This is a genomic window from Pseudomonas sp. LG1D9 (genome assembly GCF_002949995.1).
GTDB lineage: Bacteria > Pseudomonadota > Gammaproteobacteria > Pseudomonadales > Pseudomonadaceae > Aquipseudomonas > Aquipseudomonas proteolytica.
The window spans coordinates 455,949-469,795 of record NZ_CP026881.1 but is presented as its reverse complement, the minus strand read 5'-3'; the positions used below and the strand labels follow the sequence as shown (position 1 = coordinate 469,795).

General features: G+C 58.2%; 26 protein-coding genes. All 26 read right to left on the bottom strand.

Features of this window, described 5'->3' with window-relative positions; genetic code table 11:
• Positions 1-21 precede the first annotated feature (21 nt).
• On the bottom strand, positions 22-1,224 hold the full coding sequence (locus C5F71_RS02340) for a PucR family transcriptional regulator (protein WP_104910543.1): 1,203 nt from the start codon (positions 1,222-1,224) through the stop codon (positions 22-24).
• Positions 1,221-2,489, bottom strand: coding sequence for a cytosine permease (codB, locus tag C5F71_RS02335; RefSeq protein ID WP_104910542.1), 1,269 nt, complete (start codon positions 2,487-2,489; stop codon positions 1,221-1,223). The genes C5F71_RS02340 and codB overlap by 4 nt, the downstream gene beginning before the upstream one ends.
• A 206-nt stretch (positions 2,490-2,695) precedes the next feature.
• The gene (locus C5F71_RS02330) at positions 2,696-3,319 is read right to left on the bottom strand and encodes an NUDIX hydrolase (protein WP_104910541.1); all 624 of its coding nucleotides are present in this window, start codon (positions 3,317-3,319) and stop codon (positions 2,696-2,698) included.
• A gap of 64 nt (positions 3,320-3,383) precedes the next feature.
• Positions 3,384-3,581 (bottom strand): helix-turn-helix transcriptional regulator, encoded by a 198-nt coding sequence (locus C5F71_RS02325; protein ID WP_029296669.1) that lies wholly within the window; start codon positions 3,579-3,581, stop codon positions 3,384-3,386.
• Positions 3,578-3,952: a hypothetical protein gene (locus C5F71_RS02320; RefSeq protein ID WP_104910540.1), complete on the bottom strand. Its 375-nt coding sequence runs from the start codon at positions 3,950-3,952 to the stop codon at positions 3,578-3,580. Before C5F71_RS02320 ends, C5F71_RS02325 begins: the two co-directional genes overlap by 4 nt.
• 105 nt (positions 3,953-4,057) lie before the next feature.
• Positions 4,058-4,414, bottom strand: a complete 357-nt coding sequence (gene queD, locus C5F71_RS02315; RefSeq protein WP_003190259.1) for a 6-carboxytetrahydropterin synthase QueD — start codon at positions 4,412-4,414, stop codon at positions 4,058-4,060.
• Positions 4,415-4,477: 63 nt separating this feature from the next.
• Positions 4,478-4,696 (bottom strand): AlpA family transcriptional regulator, encoded by a 219-nt coding sequence (locus C5F71_RS02310; protein ID WP_104910539.1) that lies wholly within the window; start codon positions 4,694-4,696, stop codon positions 4,478-4,480.
• Complete coding sequence (locus tag C5F71_RS02305) at positions 4,693-5,022, bottom strand: hypothetical protein (protein WP_104910538.1); 330 nt, start codon at positions 5,020-5,022, stop codon at positions 4,693-4,695. The genes C5F71_RS02310 and C5F71_RS02305 overlap by 4 nt, the downstream gene beginning before the upstream one ends.
• Positions 5,022-5,354: a hypothetical protein gene (locus tag C5F71_RS02300; RefSeq protein ID WP_104910537.1), complete on the bottom strand. Its 333-nt coding sequence runs from the start codon at positions 5,352-5,354 to the stop codon at positions 5,022-5,024. The genes C5F71_RS02305 and C5F71_RS02300 overlap by 1 nt, the downstream gene beginning before the upstream one ends.
• 142 nt (positions 5,355-5,496) lie before the next feature.
• Complete coding sequence (locus C5F71_RS02295) at positions 5,497-5,811, bottom strand: hypothetical protein (RefSeq protein WP_104910536.1); 315 nt, start codon at positions 5,809-5,811, stop codon at positions 5,497-5,499.
• The gene (locus tag C5F71_RS02290; RefSeq protein ID WP_104910535.1) at positions 5,808-6,137 is read right to left on the bottom strand and encodes a hypothetical protein; all 330 of its coding nucleotides are present in this window, start codon (positions 6,135-6,137) and stop codon (positions 5,808-5,810) included. The genes C5F71_RS02295 and C5F71_RS02290 overlap by 4 nt, the downstream gene beginning before the upstream one ends.
• Complete coding sequence (locus C5F71_RS02285) at positions 6,134-6,313, bottom strand: hypothetical protein (protein ID WP_104910534.1); 180 nt, start codon at positions 6,311-6,313, stop codon at positions 6,134-6,136. Before C5F71_RS02285 ends, C5F71_RS02290 begins: the two co-directional genes overlap by 4 nt.
• A complete protein-coding gene (locus tag C5F71_RS02280) occupies positions 6,300-6,494 on the bottom strand; it encodes a hypothetical protein (protein ID WP_104910533.1) in 195 nt (64 codons plus the stop codon). The genes C5F71_RS02285 and C5F71_RS02280 overlap by 14 nt, the downstream gene beginning before the upstream one ends.
• Positions 6,495-6,536: 42 nt before the next feature.
• The gene (locus C5F71_RS02275) at positions 6,537-7,496 is read right to left on the bottom strand and encodes a hypothetical protein (RefSeq protein WP_104910532.1); all 960 of its coding nucleotides are present in this window, start codon (positions 7,494-7,496) and stop codon (positions 6,537-6,539) included.
• 51 nt (positions 7,497-7,547) lie between these two features.
• A complete protein-coding gene (locus C5F71_RS02270; protein WP_055135596.1) occupies positions 7,548-7,982 on the bottom strand; it encodes a hypothetical protein in 435 nt (144 codons plus the stop codon).
• A 49-nt stretch (positions 7,983-8,031) separates the two neighbouring features.
• Positions 8,032-8,322 (bottom strand): hypothetical protein, encoded by a 291-nt coding sequence (locus C5F71_RS02265; RefSeq protein WP_104910531.1) that lies wholly within the window; start codon positions 8,320-8,322, stop codon positions 8,032-8,034.
• Positions 8,323-8,367: 45 nt separating this feature from the next.
• Complete coding sequence (locus C5F71_RS02260; RefSeq protein WP_104910530.1) at positions 8,368-8,814, bottom strand: hypothetical protein; 447 nt, start codon at positions 8,812-8,814, stop codon at positions 8,368-8,370.
• Positions 8,811-8,987 (bottom strand): hypothetical protein, encoded by a 177-nt coding sequence (locus C5F71_RS29050; RefSeq protein WP_177410394.1) that lies wholly within the window; start codon positions 8,985-8,987, stop codon positions 8,811-8,813. Before C5F71_RS29050 ends, C5F71_RS02260 begins: the two co-directional genes overlap by 4 nt.
• A 61-nt stretch (positions 8,988-9,048) precedes the next feature.
• Positions 9,049-9,381, bottom strand: coding sequence for a hypothetical protein (locus C5F71_RS02255; RefSeq protein ID WP_104910529.1), 333 nt, complete (start codon positions 9,379-9,381; stop codon positions 9,049-9,051).
• A complete protein-coding gene (locus C5F71_RS02250; protein ID WP_158682852.1) occupies positions 9,371-9,691 on the bottom strand; it encodes a hypothetical protein in 321 nt (106 codons plus the stop codon). The genes C5F71_RS02255 and C5F71_RS02250 overlap by 11 nt, the downstream gene beginning before the upstream one ends.
• A 222-nt stretch (positions 9,692-9,913) precedes the next feature.
• On the bottom strand, positions 9,914-10,783 hold the full coding sequence (locus tag C5F71_RS02245) for a hypothetical protein (protein WP_104910527.1): 870 nt from the start codon (positions 10,781-10,783) through the stop codon (positions 9,914-9,916).
• Between the two features lie 99 nt (positions 10,784-10,882).
• Positions 10,883-11,179 carry a hypothetical protein gene (locus C5F71_RS02240; protein ID WP_104910526.1) on the bottom strand — a complete coding sequence of 99 codons (297 nt, stop codon included), beginning with the start codon at positions 11,177-11,179 and terminating at the stop codon, positions 10,883-10,885.
• A 5-nt stretch (positions 11,180-11,184) separates the two neighbouring features.
• Positions 11,185-11,838, bottom strand: coding sequence for a hypothetical protein (locus C5F71_RS02235; protein WP_158682851.1), 654 nt, complete (start codon positions 11,836-11,838; stop codon positions 11,185-11,187).
• 69 nt (positions 11,839-11,907) lie between these two features.
• The gene (locus C5F71_RS02230; RefSeq protein WP_104910524.1) at positions 11,908-12,501 is read right to left on the bottom strand and encodes a helix-turn-helix domain-containing protein; all 594 of its coding nucleotides are present in this window, start codon (positions 12,499-12,501) and stop codon (positions 11,908-11,910) included.
• Positions 12,498-13,115, bottom strand: a complete 618-nt coding sequence (locus C5F71_RS02225) for a lambda exonuclease family protein (RefSeq protein WP_104910523.1) — start codon at positions 13,113-13,115, stop codon at positions 12,498-12,500. Before C5F71_RS02225 ends, C5F71_RS02230 begins: the two co-directional genes overlap by 4 nt.
• Before the next feature lie 6 nt (positions 13,116-13,121).
• Complete coding sequence (locus C5F71_RS02220) at positions 13,122-13,808, bottom strand: ERF family protein (protein ID WP_218274773.1); 687 nt, start codon at positions 13,806-13,808, stop codon at positions 13,122-13,124.
• Positions 13,809-13,847: the final 39 nt, after the last annotated feature.

Below are 13,847 nucleotides of genomic sequence, written 5' to 3'. Positions count from 1 at the left end.
TTCCTCTTGGGCAAAAAGCAATCAGGCAGACAGCCGCCAGATCATCAGCGCGACGCCGATGTCCAGACGGTCATTGGGATTGTCCAGCGACAGCCCGCACAGGGCCTCGATACGTTGGACGCGGTGGGTCAGGGTGTTGCGGTGGACCGCCAACCGCTGGGACGCAGCCACAAGGTTACCATTGTCCAGGAACCAGGCTTGCAGGGTCGGCATCAGGCTGGGGCCGTGGCGCTGGTCATGGCGCAGCAGCGGCCCCAGGCGTTCATGGAGGAACTGCTCGAGCAGCCCGCGATCGCGTACCGCGCTCAGTAGCTTCAGCAGCCCTAGCTCATCGTAGACACAGACGCCGGCATGCTCGCCAAAGCGCCGGGCAACCACCAGCGCCTGGCGAGCTTCGTCCAGGCCCTGGGCGAGGCCGGCGGGCGGATGTTTTGCCGCGCTCAAGCCGATGCATAGCTTCAGCGGGGCCAGGCGCAGGTTCAACGGCCTCAGCCAATTTGCCAGGCGTTGCCGGTGATCTTCGGTGGCCGGCAGCAGCAAGGTCCATTGCCCAGCCCTGCCGAGTACGGGCAGGGGTGAGGGCTGCTCGGCGGCGAACTGGCGCAATCGGCGGGTAATGCCTTCGTGTTGGCGAGCGAGCTGAGCTTCGGCCTCCCCAGCCACGGTTTGCGCAAATAACGCGTCGCCACCCTCCAGTTGTAACTGCGCCACTTGCCAGTGTCCGGCCAATGGCATGCCCAGTTTGCTGGCGCGATGCAACAGCAGGTCGAGGGATTGGTAGTCCCCCGCCAACAGGCGTTCCAGCACCTCATGCCGCGAACGCCCCAACTGTTCGGACTCGATCAGCGCCGAGCCGATGGCCTGGGTCACCAGGACCATTTTCAGCGAGTACGGTTGTTCGATCAGCGGCATCCCGGCGGCGTCGGCGGCTTGCAGCAACCCAGGGGCAATCCCCTGGATGTAATCCGCACCGGTCAGGATCACCAGGCCGGCGACACGCCGCGAGCAGGCTTCATCCAGCAGGCGCAAGAGATTGGCCTCATCACGCGGGTGGTTGATACCGGTGATGAACACCAGTTCGCCGCCCAGCACCCAGTCTGCAATGCCGCTGTTCTCGGCCACATAAGGCCAGCGCACGCCATTGTCCAGGCCTGCGCTACCGGCTCGCAGGGTCATGGACTCCAGCCCGGGCAGGGCCAGCACATCCGCCACGGTCAGGCTCATGCTTGGGCGTCAGCCAAGGGCACCCGCACCCGCAGGACCGCGGTGAGCAAGATGTAGGTGGCGGCCGCGGCGATAATTCCCACCAGCGGCGCGACCCATGGCGAACTGAACGCCAGCACCGTACCCACCCCATAGGCAATCAGCCCCGGCCAATTGAACGCGGGCAAACGCACCTCCGCCAGCCGAGGGTACTGGCCGCGATAGCGATAGAAGAAGTCGGCCATGATCACCCCGCCAATCGGTGGAATCACGGTGCCCAGCAAAATCAGATAGGGCACCAGCATGTCGTACATGCCCAGCAAGGCGAGCAGGGTGCCGATCACGGCGCCGACCAGGGTCACAGTCTTGCGGCGTTTGGTACGCAGCAGGTTGCAGCCGGCGACGGCGAAGTTGTAGATGGTGTTGTCCTGGGTGCTCCAGATATTGAGCAGCAACATGGCCATTGCAGCCATGGCGAAACCTTGCAGCAGCAACACCTCCACCACATCCGGCTGTTGATAGACGATAGCGCCGTAGGCCCCAATCAGCACCATCAGGCCGTTGCCGATAAAAAAGCCGATCAGGCTGGCCATGACTGCCACCTTGGCCGACCGGGAGAAGCGCGTCCAGTTGGTAGCCTGGGTTGCGCCACTGACAAAGGTGCCGAATACCAGGGTAATGGCCGTGGACAAATCCAACTCACCGCTGGGTACCACGGCAAGCAAGCCTTCCAGCCCCCCGATGTGCACCGTGGCCACCCACATCGACAGCAACAGCAGCAGGCCCATGGCCGGGACTGCGATGTAAGAGAGGATTTCCAGGCCGCGATAGCCCACGTAGGCCGTGGCGCAGAACACCAGGCCGAACAGCACCATCAGTGCCAGCACGCTGCCCTGGCCCAGCTCGAAATATTTGCCCAGTACCACGGCCGCCGTGGCGGTGCCCCAGGCGTACCAGCCAATCTGGGTGAAACCCAGGATCAGGTCACTCAACTTGCTACCCACTTCGCCAAAGCAGAAGCGACCCATCAGCACCGAGTTCAAGCCGCTCTTGAAGGCGATGTAACCCAGGCCTGCGGCGTAGATACCCAACAGCAGGTTACCCAGGGCCACGACACCGAGCATCTGGGTAAAACTGAAGGCCACCCCCAGTTTGCCGCCGGCGAACATGGTCGCGGTAAAAAAGGTGAAGCCCAGCAACACCATGGCCGTGGAGCCAAGGCCCTTGCGTGCATGCATGGGTACTTCGCTGAGAGGGTAATCGTTGCCCGGTTCGTGCTGCGTCATGTGCCGTTCCCCTGTGAGTGACCCAGGGCCCGTTGCAGCCGGCGTGCCAACTGCCGGGCAGTGACGGCTGCACGGTGGACACTGTGCAGGTTGCACACTATTCAGGGGGCGGGCGGGGCAGATAGAGGGGATTGCTTGTTGGTTATGCCCAGTCGGGCGCGAAAGCGGTGCAGCGGTGATACAAATTGGATCACCGTGCCGGGGTGTCAGTCGAACAGGGTCTGGGTGATTTCGCCGCGGTGAAAGGCGAAGGCTGCTTCAAGATCACTCTCGATGGTGCGGCCGCGTGACAGGGGCGGCAGTTCGTCGAGGCGGAAGAAGCCGACGTCGGTGGTTTCAAAGCCCGCCGTAGGGGCGGTCTGGTCGGTGCGCTCGCAGAGAAAGTACAACTTATAGAAGTCACGCACGTCGGGCCGGTACAGACCCTTGGCTTTGTGGGTCACGCTGTACAACGTGCGTGCGGTGACGCTTAAGCCAGCTTCTTCGCGAAGTTCCTTGACGATGTTTTCTGCAGCCGACAATCCGATATCGGCATAACCCCCCGGCAATGCCCAACAGCCATCCGTTGCTTCGCGTACCAGCAGGATCCGCTCGTCTTCAATCAGCGCGCCACGCACATCGATCATCGGTGTTGAATAGCGCTGCGCGAAGTCCGAGACCAGGCCGGTAATGCGCTCCAGAGGCACTTGTCCCAACTGCGCAAGCATACTGTGGGCAATATGGGCGATCTCTTCCAGGCGTTCGCGCTCGAAGTCATCAGTGCAAAAGTGCAGCCCGGTGGATGCCAATGCCTGCAGGCGCTTGGCCTGAGCCAGCCAGGTGGATTCCATGGTGTGGTTCCTTGAGTTGCGGCGAAGTCTGGTTTTAATCGCTGTGATCCTCGAACGCAAACCCTTACGCCGAGGGTGCCTCAAAAATCGCCTCGATCGGCCGTTCAAACAGCCTGGCTATTTTGAAGGCCAACGGCAGGCTGGGGTCGTAGCGGCCCGTTTCGATGGCGTTGACGGTCTGGCGCGACACTTCAAGTTGTGCCGCCAGGTCCGCCTGGGACCAGCCTCGGTCGGTACGCAATTGGCGCATCAGGTTGTTCATCGATAACGCCTTGCGCCGATCACCGTGGCTATTGCCCAGATACCGCCCATGACGGGCCATACAAAAAACATCGACAGGCGGGGCAGGCCGGCGGTTTCCAGGAAGCCATAGCTGAAGGTGATCAGCGCCGTGCAGATAAATGCAATGCCCAGGGCCTCCAATTGAATCTTGCGGCCCATCTCATCCATTCGCCCCAATTGGCGGATCGCCACCAAGGCCATGGCGACGAGGGGAATGACCGGGACCAGGGCGAGGGAGATTTTCCCGGCGCCCTCGGGGGCGTCGGCCAGAAAGTGGGTACTGACAAGCACGGCAACCAAATAGGCGGCCAGGGCGATGAAGAATTCCACAAAATAGCGTTTGATTGGCATGCGCGCGTTCCGTAAGTAAAGGGAGCTTTACATTAGGAGGGCAAATGTCGGGTGTCAAGCTCGCTTTACATTTTGCAGGCTCGATCCTGCAATCAATTCCAGGATTTACTCACCGCGATAAATACAGCCACTGGTGCAGGTCTCGTGGATACGAATGGCGCTGAGTTCCGGCAGCAAGGGCTTCAACTCGTTCCAGATCCACTTGGCCAGCACTTCGCTGGTCGGGTTCTCCAGGCCGGGGATGTCGTTGAGGTAGTTGTGGTCGAGGCGCTCATAGAGCGGCTTGAAAATCGCCTTGATCTCCGAAAAGTCACGGATCCAGCCGGTATGCGGGTCAAGGTCGCCGCTCAGGTGGATGGCCACCTTGAAGGAGTGACCATGCAGGCGCCCGCACTTATGGCCTTCGGGGACGTGAGGCAAGCGGTGGGCGGACTCGAATGTGAACTCTTTGAAAATTTCCACGGTATGACCTGTAAGGCTTGATTTTGGCGGGGTGTATGAGGGTTTCGTTTGCTGGTGTACTGATCAATGTACTGATTGGTCTTCGCTGGGGGTTGTTGCAGCCATCCATTCAGCAATGACTGACTGGCGCCAGGCGACCGAGTTTGGGCCTATTCTAACCTGTTTTGGGAAGGTGCCCTCCCTGATCCGTCGATAAACAGTATTGCGGCCCAGGCCGGTTGTGTGAAGCACCTCGTCGATGCGTAGGAAGCGGTCGATATCTTGCAGATGGTTTGTGCTCATGGCTTCACCTTCAGGCCAGCGGCCTCTAGTTGCGCACGGTCATAGACGGGGGTCTTCTTGCACATGCGGTCCGTTATCTTTTCCGCATACTCGACATCCCAAACCGACCGGCCCCCACCACAAGCGGCGTAGTCGCCTATCACGGCGTATGGCTCAGGAAGCTCCACCTCAATGGCTGCGCGGGAGTTAATCCAAACCTCAAGCCGATCGGTGAAAATCCAGAATTGAGGATGCCCCACGTATTGACTGCTTTGCTCGCACCAATACAGTCCGGCTGGCAATGCATATTTCGCCTCAAACTCTTCCCGCATTTTCTCAGTGCTCATCACTCATCCTCCCCAGCTTTGGCGCGGGACTGGGCCAATTCCAGGCAGATAGACCAAGCAAAATTCAGAGGTTGCTCGAAATAAAAGCCATTTACCTTTTCAGTCGAAAAACCTCTTTCTGATACGAGGCGTTCAAACAAGACTCGATCCCAAGTTTCGTCGTAGATGGGCTGCGGCGGGGTAGGTGCAGCGGCGAGCATGTCGCGGTACGCATCATCCATGTCTGGGTCGTCATAGGCCTGACGCTTGGAATACCACGTCTCGGAAAATGCGATGACCATATCGTCGGTTGGCTTAACCGGCACCAGCTTGAAGCCCTTCGGAATATTCATACCACCTCCACAGCCTTGAATTGACCAGGCCGCCAAAGCCTGCTTGGCTCGCCACGGTAGAAGCTGACGTAGCTCCCTCGGGTTGATGTCGACTTGCTGACCCGGTGCCAGCGGCCGGTGTTGTCTTGGATTCGGTGGGTGGTCATGGTGTATCTCCAGGGCTCATGGCGGCGTCGATCGCTTCGCCCCGGCTCGGATACCAGGCTGTTGGGTTCTTGTCTCCGTACTCGCCAATATGCGCCCGCCACTTGCCGTGGAACCGGGCAACCCAATTACCTTCTACGCATGTCCACCGATACCGCTCCGCATCCTTGCGCAGCGCCTCGTTCTCGGCCTTCAGCATTTCAACCTCTTGCCAGAGGCGGTCAGCAAGCGGATCAAACCAGCCAACCATTTTTTTCAAGCTGCGCATGTGTGCGGCGAGCTCGGCGGACGTTTGTTCGCGGACGTAGGTCATAGGTCGCCCTCATCATCAAAGTCCGATGGGGTTCCTGCCGTAGCCAGCGAAAGAACCTTCTCGGCCTTTCCCATCAGCTCTGGATAGTGATCATTCCAATTTTGCTTGTAGGCCTTCGCCATCAGTTCTTCCAGCATTGCGAGAAGCTGTGGAGCTGTCCGTATCAGGTATGCATTTGCCCACGATTCATCGCCAATCACGAACTTGATACCGTTGTGATCCATGGCCCCGATCATGGCCACCTCAAGCGGGTCACCGTCACGAATCACGCTAATGCAGTAGTCTTGGCGGTCTACAAGCCATTCTTCTTTGGTGTGATTACTCATGCCTTCCTCCCAGCTTCACGCTGTGCTTTGTTCCAGCCGGCTGCCCAGCGATGGTTAGAGACGGGTGATTTATCCCCGTCGAATGGGTTGTCTTTGGGGCCTAAGCCTTTGATGAAGGCCAGGAAGCCCTGCTCAAACGGGGTAATGCTCCGGCCGTGCAGCTCAGCAGTGGCCATGGCGTTCCACCTCGATGCGCTTCTGGATCCCTACCCGGTAGCTCTCCGGCCGTTCCGCCGCAGTGCGCTCGATGTTCTCAAGCACCCGGCCAACACCGCCAAGGATCGGGTCAATCTGCCGCCCGGCTTTGATCAGCTCATCAGCCAGGTTCCAGCCTTCGATTTCTTCAATGCGAGACATGGGGTGTCCTTGCCGCGCTGGGCGGCAGAAGGTGGGGGAGAGTTATGCGATCGGCACGTAAGCTTCGCCGCGGCGTTCAGCCGAAGCCTTTCGGTAAGTCTCGTTGGTGTATGGAGCATCAGGCTCGCGACGGACAAAGGTCATCTGGTAGTGGGAGCCTTTGGCGCGATGCGTTCCGGCGCAGTACTTCTCGATCAGGTACTGGGCGTCGTGCTTATCGCCTTTCTCCGCGCGGCTGCCGGTACCGATGGTCCCGCCTTTCCACGACCCCTTTTCTGGGCCTGTCTCGCCGTCAAAAGCGATATCCAGCTCAACGAAAGTTCGCGTAGGGCGCAGCGCACCGAAGTACTTTTTCACCCAGCCGGTACCGATTCGGTAAACGCGCTTCTCCATATGGCAATAGGCTCGTATTTCCTGGCCGTCATAGTCCTTAAGCAAAAACACATAGCGGGGCATTGTGTCTTTGATGGCCTGAGCTTCCTTGTAGCCAAGGCGAACACCTTTGCTCTTCTCGATATGCTCAACGCCGCTTGCGTCACACAGCGCATTCAGGACCAGATCGAATTCGCGCCAAGGGAATGAGAAGTACCGAGACTTTTCGGATTGCGAGTCCATTGTGCTAGGCCCGAAATTCGTGTGGATTCCTCGGGTTTGCAGGCGGAACCCGTACTTGCGAGCGTGATACTCGAAGTAGTCGAGATGCCCGAACTGTTCAAGCCGTCGTGCTGTAGCTTCTGGGCTCAATGTAGTGAATGTGTGCTTCTGTGCCCAAGGCTTGATGATGTTGGGAATTTTGATCCAGGCCGAATGCTTCCAGACATGGATGATCAGCTTGTTTCCCGGGTAGTCGCCGTTGTCGCCGGAGTCGATGGCGATGCCGAATATGCTGTCACGCTGGCCCTTGTAGTAGAGGTCGATGAAGTTGAGGATCACGAACTTGTCTTGCCATGGATTGGCCCTGAAAACGTTGCGGGAAAACCAGGCTTTGATTATTTCGAACATGCAGGAATACCTCGCCCGCCGCTCACCGGCAGGCATGTAGGGGGATTGGGGTTATTGCGCCGGCGGCAACATCTTCTGCGCAGCTTCAACCATTCGGCGCCCGTCGGGCAGCAGCATGTGAGGCATGAAAACCTCTTCGAACGTCATGAGCTGGCACTCGACCGCAGTGACCTGGGCCTTGACCCAGTCGCGAAGCATTGAGCAGACGGCGATCTGTGCAATGTCTGCTGCCTTCTGCCGGTGTTCGTCCGGCGTCGAGCGCATGCGGCTGCTGTGCGGATGCTCGCGAAGCCAGGCGCTGGCATAGCCGCCCCAGTGCCCGGGCAACTGCACCGTGCGGCCGCGGTGTTCGAACTGCACCAGGGTGATCTGCTCCTTGGCCTTGTGCATGATCCCGTAGTTGTCGCAGCCGAAGCGGCCCAGGATTTTCTGGATTTCGGCGAAGGCTTTGTCGCCGCTGGTGGCGTTTTCGTACGGCAGGCTCATGGCCTCGGCCCCTTGTAGATTAAGGCGTAGGCGAACCAGAGGGTGGCGATCATGGCGTCACCGCCAGCTTCTGCCATTCCTTGTAGCCGTCGGCGTACTCCCAGCAGTAAGTGGCCGGCCAGGCGCCGCGTGTGCCTTCCTTCACGAAGTTGTAGTTCCAGCCTCCCTTGGTCGGGGTGGTCTTAATCCAGACGTGCTGTGGGCCGCCCAGGAACCAACCGTGATACTGGGTAACGGCCTCAGTCATAAACTCGGTGAAGTCGTGGTGGCCTTTGCTCATAACGATGTAGGTGTCACTGCCTACGCTCTCCACGTCGAGCGGATACTTTTGTTCAGGCATACCGGTTCCTTGCCGCTATAGCGGCTGACTTTGAAGGGGGAGGAGTTACTTGGTGTTGAGGCGGGTTACTTCGTCGAGGCAGGTGTTCCAGCCACTCGCATAATGCGATTCAGTGCAGACACCATCGTCGCCCAGCAGGCGCTCAGGCAGCACCACAGCTACCGGCGCGGGCTGCTCGGCGCCAAACTCCAGGTATGCAACCCAAAGGCCCTGTACATACTCGTCGGCGTAACCGGTGCGGTCATCACCGCGGGCCAAAGATCGCCCATCAAGGAATCCATAGACCGGGTGCTTCGTTGCCATCACCCACTTCTGGAATCGCTCGCGCTTACCTTCAACTTGCGATTTTGCGCAAGGTGCCGATTCTGCATCCAGCAAGGCGCGCAACTGACCCGCAGCATTACCACCGACGCCCCACTGCTGCACGGTATCGGTGTAAAGGCTTTGCAGAAGTGCACGCGGCACGCCGTCAATCGTTTGCTTGGTGGTCATGGCTTACTCCAGCTTTCAATGATCTTGAGGCAGCGCTTACAAGTCACATCATTTCGATATGTACTCATAACAGGGTCATCGCTTTCGGTGCCGCACATCAGCGTATCGGGATGATCCGTATCGGATTCGGTTCCGCCATCGAAGTCGTCGTAATGAACGGCCTTCTTGCTCATAAATCACCTCAAATCAGTTGTGCCAGTGCCAGCAGGCACCAGCAGTAGGCGGGGAGTTGGGTTAGGGCTTATATCCAGGTCGAAATCCTGTGCCATTAACGTCTTCGCAAAGCTGGGCGTCGCACTCTGGGCAGTCTGTAAAGCCGCAGCTTTCGGCTTCTTCGCACTGCTTGCACCCCGGTGTCGGTCCGTACTCGACAGCAGGCGCTGTACTGGCAAACGATCGATTGGCACCGATACGCTTCGCGATTGCATCAATCTCGCGCTGCATGAGCACTACCTCTTCCTCATCGTTGATTTCTTCGAACTGCCAAATGAGCTCAAGGTTTTCGATAACGCCCTGCGCGTACCGGCGAGCCATGTCTTTTAGGATTGCTCGGCGCTCACGCTTCATCGCCACCACCCTCTGCTGGCTTGAGTGCGGCCTCAGCGATGCTCAGTACCGCCTCGACTGACTCGACAGCCATGGCCCAATCGCTCTCTACGAACGACTGGCACCGGAACTGAATACGGGATAATGCAGTTGTCATCACATCCACTCGCTCATCCGCTGCGGTCAGCAGGGCTTGCAGGGCGTCACGCTCGGCTTTGAGTCGCGAGATTACTTCGTGCAAGGTCTGCGCACTGGCTTCGGCCGACTCTACATTTTCCAGCGCCGCGTCACGCTCGGCGGTTACCCGGTCGAAGTGTGTAGCCTCAACCATATAAGCCGTCCTCAATGGCCCATGAAGCAATACTTCTACTCGCTTCACTTCACTCATGACCCACCTCCAAATAATCAGAAATCACAACCTCCGCCCTCTGTAGGCAACCGGCATAAACACAAAATTGCCTCGGTCATCTTGAATGACCGTCCACTCAGCATTGGTCAGTCGAACCATTAGCTCGCTGAATCGGTATTGGCGGATCATGGGGTTCTCCGAAATTCAGTCGCCGCAGAAGCAGTCAATGTCTTCGGCGAGATAGTCGAAATCAAAATCGGTTTGCCTGGCGCGCTGCTCAGCTGACCAGCCCATCGTTTTGTAATCTGCTCGGTCTTGGCGGAATACCTGGCCGAAGCGCTCTTCGGTGCCGGACCACCACAGCACGCGTGACGGGTCTTCGATGATGGTCTTGATCAGCTTTCCTTCGTTTTTCTTCCAGCACAGGTCGCAGTTGCCGAAATCTGAATCCATACCCAGGTCGAACGGCTGAGCCTTCCAGAACTCCGCGACATCCTCCTTCGTGATGCCTGCGGTATAAGAGGGGCAAAGGTTGTCCCAGCGGGTACCGCCGCGGTCGTTGGAAGCCATCATGCGGTGGTAGCGCTTCGGCTCGTCGTATCGAATTCCGACAACACAGTCCCATTCGGTGTAGCCCAGGGCCCGCATGTGCTTCTCGCCGATCTTGACCTTTAGGTATGCGGTGCACATGTTGTTGGAGAAGTTTGGCAGCACCGGAGGAAGGTTCTTCACGTCTTTTCGGTATGCCGCGTAATACTCGAGCATCATCGTGAAGGGCTCGCCTTTGCGGCTGGCCGTCTGGAAGTCCACCAGCTTGTACCACGGTGCGTCGTCAGGCTGGCCGTACACTCGGCACCACTCCATCCATACGACCGGGACATCCCACCGTTTTGAAATCTGGTCTATGAATATAAGGGTTTCTTCGCGTTCTTTGCCGGTGTTCTGGAAGAAGAAGTGAACATCTGGCGGCAGCTGGAAGTTGTGCGCCTCCAGTATCATCCGGCCCATATGGGCGCTGGTTCTGCCGCCGCTAAGCCCGATCTGGGCGGGACCGGTGATCAAGTAGGGATTCATGTTTCCTCCAGATAGGCGCCGCCCTCCGCGTTACCGGATGCAGCGAGTAGGGTGGGTTATTCGTCGTGGCAGATGCGAAGGGCTTCGCGGTTGTAGGCTTTATTCGTCTTCTGGCGGCGCCACAAACTCTGAAAGCAATTCCGCGACACGCTTGCTTATGGTTATTTCGTGTCGCGGAGTGCGCATCGCCTCAGAAGACCCTTCCGGGCCCAGTGCGTGAGCGTTGAGTATGAGGTTCTGAATGGCCTCGTTCTGTTCCTCTACCTGGTTCCAAGCCATAAGGTCAGCAAGCTTCTGCTCGATGCCTGGGCGAACCCGGTGCCTCAGTTCTTTTTCCGCGTAGATTGCTCGTTTAGCTGCGGCCAGGGCCGATCGCTCTCGCGCTGTCATCGCCATACTTGTCAGTCCAATGCGAATGGGTCGTAGAGTGGGCTGGACCTCCATGTCTGCCTGTACAGTTCCGGAGGAAGCCACTCTTCGTTGAGGTAGAAAATCCACTCATCCGGGCGAGTTAGGATTGCCCGGTTGAGTTTTTCGTTGTTCATCCAGCTAGGTATGAGTTGCCAGTTCAGTGCCGTGTGCAGCCCGGATACTCTGCGGCCCTGGAGAGGAAAGACGTGATCAATGGCCCATTTGATTCCAGTGGCCTTTTCGCGATCTACTCGCAGAGATCTGAGCTCACGCCATACGAAACGATCAAGCTCAATATTCCATTTCGGAGTTTGACGAACCTCGGCGGCATAACGCTTCAGCGCCGACGCTTTCATCCTTTCCGCTCGGCCGGGTATTCCATGTCGATTTCTCCAGTCCTCATACTCGGCGCTAAGCGCTGGGCGAGAGGAAAGTAGATGTCTGCTCAGGCTGTCCGGATTGCGCCTGTACTGAGCCTTGCAGTGCTCGTCATACGCAGCGCTCTCTATAGCGGCCTGCTGTTCCTTTGTAAGGGCATTCCACTTTTCCTTGGCTTCTGCCCGCGCCTTCTTTCTCTCCTTTGGCGTCATAGGATTCCTGACGCCATCCCATTTTGGGAGAGTTATTGCTCCGGTCTTGGCCATGGCCTACCTCTTCTATTCCGCTGGCCGGCAGTGCGAGCCAGGTTTGACGTTTGCGTTGCTGGGTGCGGGCTATGCGGCGCATGAAGTCTTGCCCTGGCGTGCTTTGGGGTAGTCGATACCGTACTCATCCAGAATGCGTGTCAGCGTGCCATGCGAGATAGCGAGCTTTCCGCAGACCACTCGCCTGGATATCCCCAGCTCCTTGAATGCCTGTATGCGCTCGGCGTACTTGGCATCGCGAACTTTGGTTTCAGCTTTCCACTTTTCTCCATAGTGGCCGCCGTGACTGGAGCGCTTGAATGAAAATCCAAAATCCTTTGCTAACCCCCTGAGCGTTCTTGGCGTCATCCCGGTGGCGGCCGATACTTCCGTCTGGGTGTGCGTCGACGCCATGGCCTTTACCATTTCGGCCTTCTCTAAACGCCTATCGATTCTTGCGTCGAGCGGCGCGATGGGCAGGGGAGCCGCTTCAGCCCGGCGACGAACAAACGGCTTGGGCGCCGGCGGCATCTGGTTGCTGTAGGTGATCGGCTTGGGGATGTAGCCGCTGGCCGGGCCTTCCTCAATCCGCCCGCCGGCCGCCACAAACTCAGCGACCTGGGCGGCAAGTTCTTCCTGGGCAGGGCGCAGGCGCTCTACTTCGTTATGGAGGATGCTGATCATGCTGCTATCCCCAAGACCCGATTCATCCGGTCGTCCAAGATTTCGTAGAAGGTGCTGACCCGCTCCGACAGCTTGCGGATCATCGCCTCGTCCCGGTAGGCGCGCTTGATGAACAGCGGCATGCCGGGCCAGTAACAAACAAAGTCGATCCACTCGCGTTCCGACACCCACAGGCCGCCCTGGCACTGGGCGACGTGTTCCTTTGGAATTTCGCCGGACAGAATCACTTCGACCTGAAACTTCGGCAGCTTGGTTTTGATCTCCGTCAAGCCGGACTTGCCCACCAGAGAGTCAGGCGAATAGCCCGCGCCGTGGTTAAGGATGATCGCAACCTGCTTGGTCTCGACCTCTTCACGCTGTTCGTACAGCTTTCGGGCAAAGCCTTCCAGCTCATGGCCGCGCTCTGTGTGCCGATTCCCCATGAACGGATCAGCAGCTTCGCCGGTGATGCGCTCGCCGATGAGCGTGTTCATGTAGGTGAAGGCGCCTGCGCCGAAACCTGCGTCGCCTTTGCCGTTGACCAGCAGACATTCCAGTTCCGAGCATGTGACGATACCCAAGCGCAGGGCCAGCCACTCAGGCGAACCCTGTTCAACCTCAGTGATTATTTGCATGGCTGTTTACCCCGCTTGCTGAGCCGCTTTGGCCGCTTTTGAGATTGAGTTATTCAACCCAGCTACTACGCCGTCAAAAGCTGACTTCGCGATCTGCCCAGGGTCGCCGTACATCTTTTCAAAGTTGGCGTGCACGGCAGTGCTGCACTTGTCGAGCAGGGTTTGCACCTGCTTGGCCTGCGCCGGGGTGATCAATTGCTCGCCCTGATCTTTGTAGCCGTCGTTGTCGTAGTCGTCGCCGCTTGTGATGTTCAGCAGCGCGCACATCACGTAACGCTTGCCGTAGGTAGTCGTTGATCCAACTTCCTGTACAGCGCTTCGCTGGGCGCCCTTGTCCAGCGGCAAAATCATCTCGGTCTCTTCTCGGTGACCAGCTTTGTGCATCAGGATCCCGATGATTTTTACGGCGCCGTCGTTGTTCTTTACCTTGAAGGAAACGCCAAAGCCGAACTTGGCCATGACCGGCCTCACTGCAAAGTTGATGTCGTCCAGGTCGGCGTACATCTTCTTTGTATGCGTGTTCTGGGTACGCTTCTCTACCGAAGGCATCTCGCACTGCATCTCAGCGAATGCAGCGTTGAATGCCTCCAGGGCGCTCTTGGCTTCCATGCGCTCCTGAAGAGCCATCAAGCGTTCGAGTTTTTCCATGTCGCAGCGCGGGTCAAGTGCAAGCCGGCTGATGGTAGCCAGCATGCTTACCTCTTGGTCTTGGTGAACGGCGATAGATTGCTG

Coding starts and splice junctions, on each gene's coding strand:
- C5F71_RS02340 (WP_104910543.1), bottom strand. CDS start 1,224: ATGAGCCTGACCGTGGCGGATGTGCTGGCCCTGCCCGGGCTGGAGTCC.
- codB (WP_104910542.1), bottom strand. CDS start 2,489: ATGACGCAGCACGAACCGGGCAACGATTACCCTCTCAGCGAAGTACCC.
- C5F71_RS02330 (WP_104910541.1), bottom strand. CDS start 3,319: ATGGAATCCACCTGGCTGGCTCAGGCCAAGCGCCTGCAGGCATTGGCA.
- C5F71_RS02325 (WP_029296669.1), bottom strand. CDS start 3,581: ATGAACAACCTGATGCGCCAATTGCGTACCGACCGAGGCTGGTCCCAG.
- C5F71_RS02320 (WP_104910540.1), bottom strand. CDS start 3,952: ATGCCAATCAAACGCTATTTTGTGGAATTCTTCATCGCCCTGGCCGCC.
- C5F71_RS02310 (WP_104910539.1), bottom strand. CDS start 4,696: ATGAGCACAAACCATCTGCAAGATATCGACCGCTTCCTACGCATCGAC.
- C5F71_RS02305 (WP_104910538.1), bottom strand. CDS start 5,022: ATGAGCACTGAGAAAATGCGGGAAGAGTTTGAGGCGAAATATGCATTG.
- C5F71_RS02300 (WP_104910537.1), bottom strand. CDS start 5,354: ATGAATATTCCGAAGGGCTTCAAGCTGGTGCCGGTTAAGCCAACCGAC.
- C5F71_RS02295 (WP_104910536.1), bottom strand. CDS start 5,811: ATGACCTACGTCCGCGAACAAACGTCCGCCGAGCTCGCCGCACACATG.
- C5F71_RS02290 (WP_104910535.1), bottom strand. CDS start 6,137: ATGAGTAATCACACCAAAGAAGAATGGCTTGTAGACCGCCAAGACTAC.
- C5F71_RS02285 (WP_104910534.1), bottom strand. CDS start 6,313: ATGGCCACTGCTGAGCTGCACGGCCGGAGCATTACCCCGTTTGAGCAG.
- C5F71_RS02280 (WP_104910533.1), bottom strand. CDS start 6,494: ATGTCTCGCATTGAAGAAATCGAAGGCTGGAACCTGGCTGATGAGCTG.
- C5F71_RS02275 (WP_104910532.1), bottom strand. CDS start 7,496: ATGTTCGAAATAATCAAAGCCTGGTTTTCCCGCAACGTTTTCAGGGCC.
- C5F71_RS02270 (WP_055135596.1), bottom strand. CDS start 7,982: ATGAGCCTGCCGTACGAAAACGCCACCAGCGGCGACAAAGCCTTCGCC.
- C5F71_RS02265 (WP_104910531.1), bottom strand. CDS start 8,322: ATGCCTGAACAAAAGTATCCGCTCGACGTGGAGAGCGTAGGCAGTGAC.
- C5F71_RS02260 (WP_104910530.1), bottom strand. CDS start 8,814: ATGACCACCAAGCAAACGATTGACGGCGTGCCGCGTGCACTTCTGCAA.
- C5F71_RS29050 (WP_177410394.1), bottom strand. CDS start 8,987: ATGAGCAAGAAGGCCGTTCATTACGACGACTTCGATGGCGGAACCGAA.
- C5F71_RS02255 (WP_104910529.1), bottom strand. CDS start 9,381: ATGAAGCGTGAGCGCCGAGCAATCCTAAAAGACATGGCTCGCCGGTAC.
- C5F71_RS02250 (WP_158682852.1), bottom strand. CDS start 9,691: ATGGTTGAGGCTACACACTTCGACCGGGTAACCGCCGAGCGTGACGCG.
- C5F71_RS02245 (WP_104910527.1), bottom strand. CDS start 10,783: ATGAATCCCTACTTGATCACCGGTCCCGCCCAGATCGGGCTTAGCGGC.
- C5F71_RS02240 (WP_104910526.1), bottom strand. CDS start 11,179: ATGGCGATGACAGCGCGAGAGCGATCGGCCCTGGCCGCAGCTAAACGA.
- C5F71_RS02235 (WP_158682851.1), bottom strand. CDS start 11,838: ATGGCCAAGACCGGAGCAATAACTCTCCCAAAATGGGATGGCGTCAGG.
- C5F71_RS02230 (WP_104910524.1), bottom strand. CDS start 12,501: ATGATCAGCATCCTCCATAACGAAGTAGAGCGCCTGCGCCCTGCCCAG.
- C5F71_RS02225 (WP_104910523.1), bottom strand. CDS start 13,115: ATGCAAATAATCACTGAGGTTGAACAGGGTTCGCCTGAGTGGCTGGCC.
- C5F71_RS02220 (WP_218274773.1), bottom strand. CDS start 13,808: ATGCTGGCTACCATCAGCCGGCTTGCACTTGACCCGCGCTGCGACATG.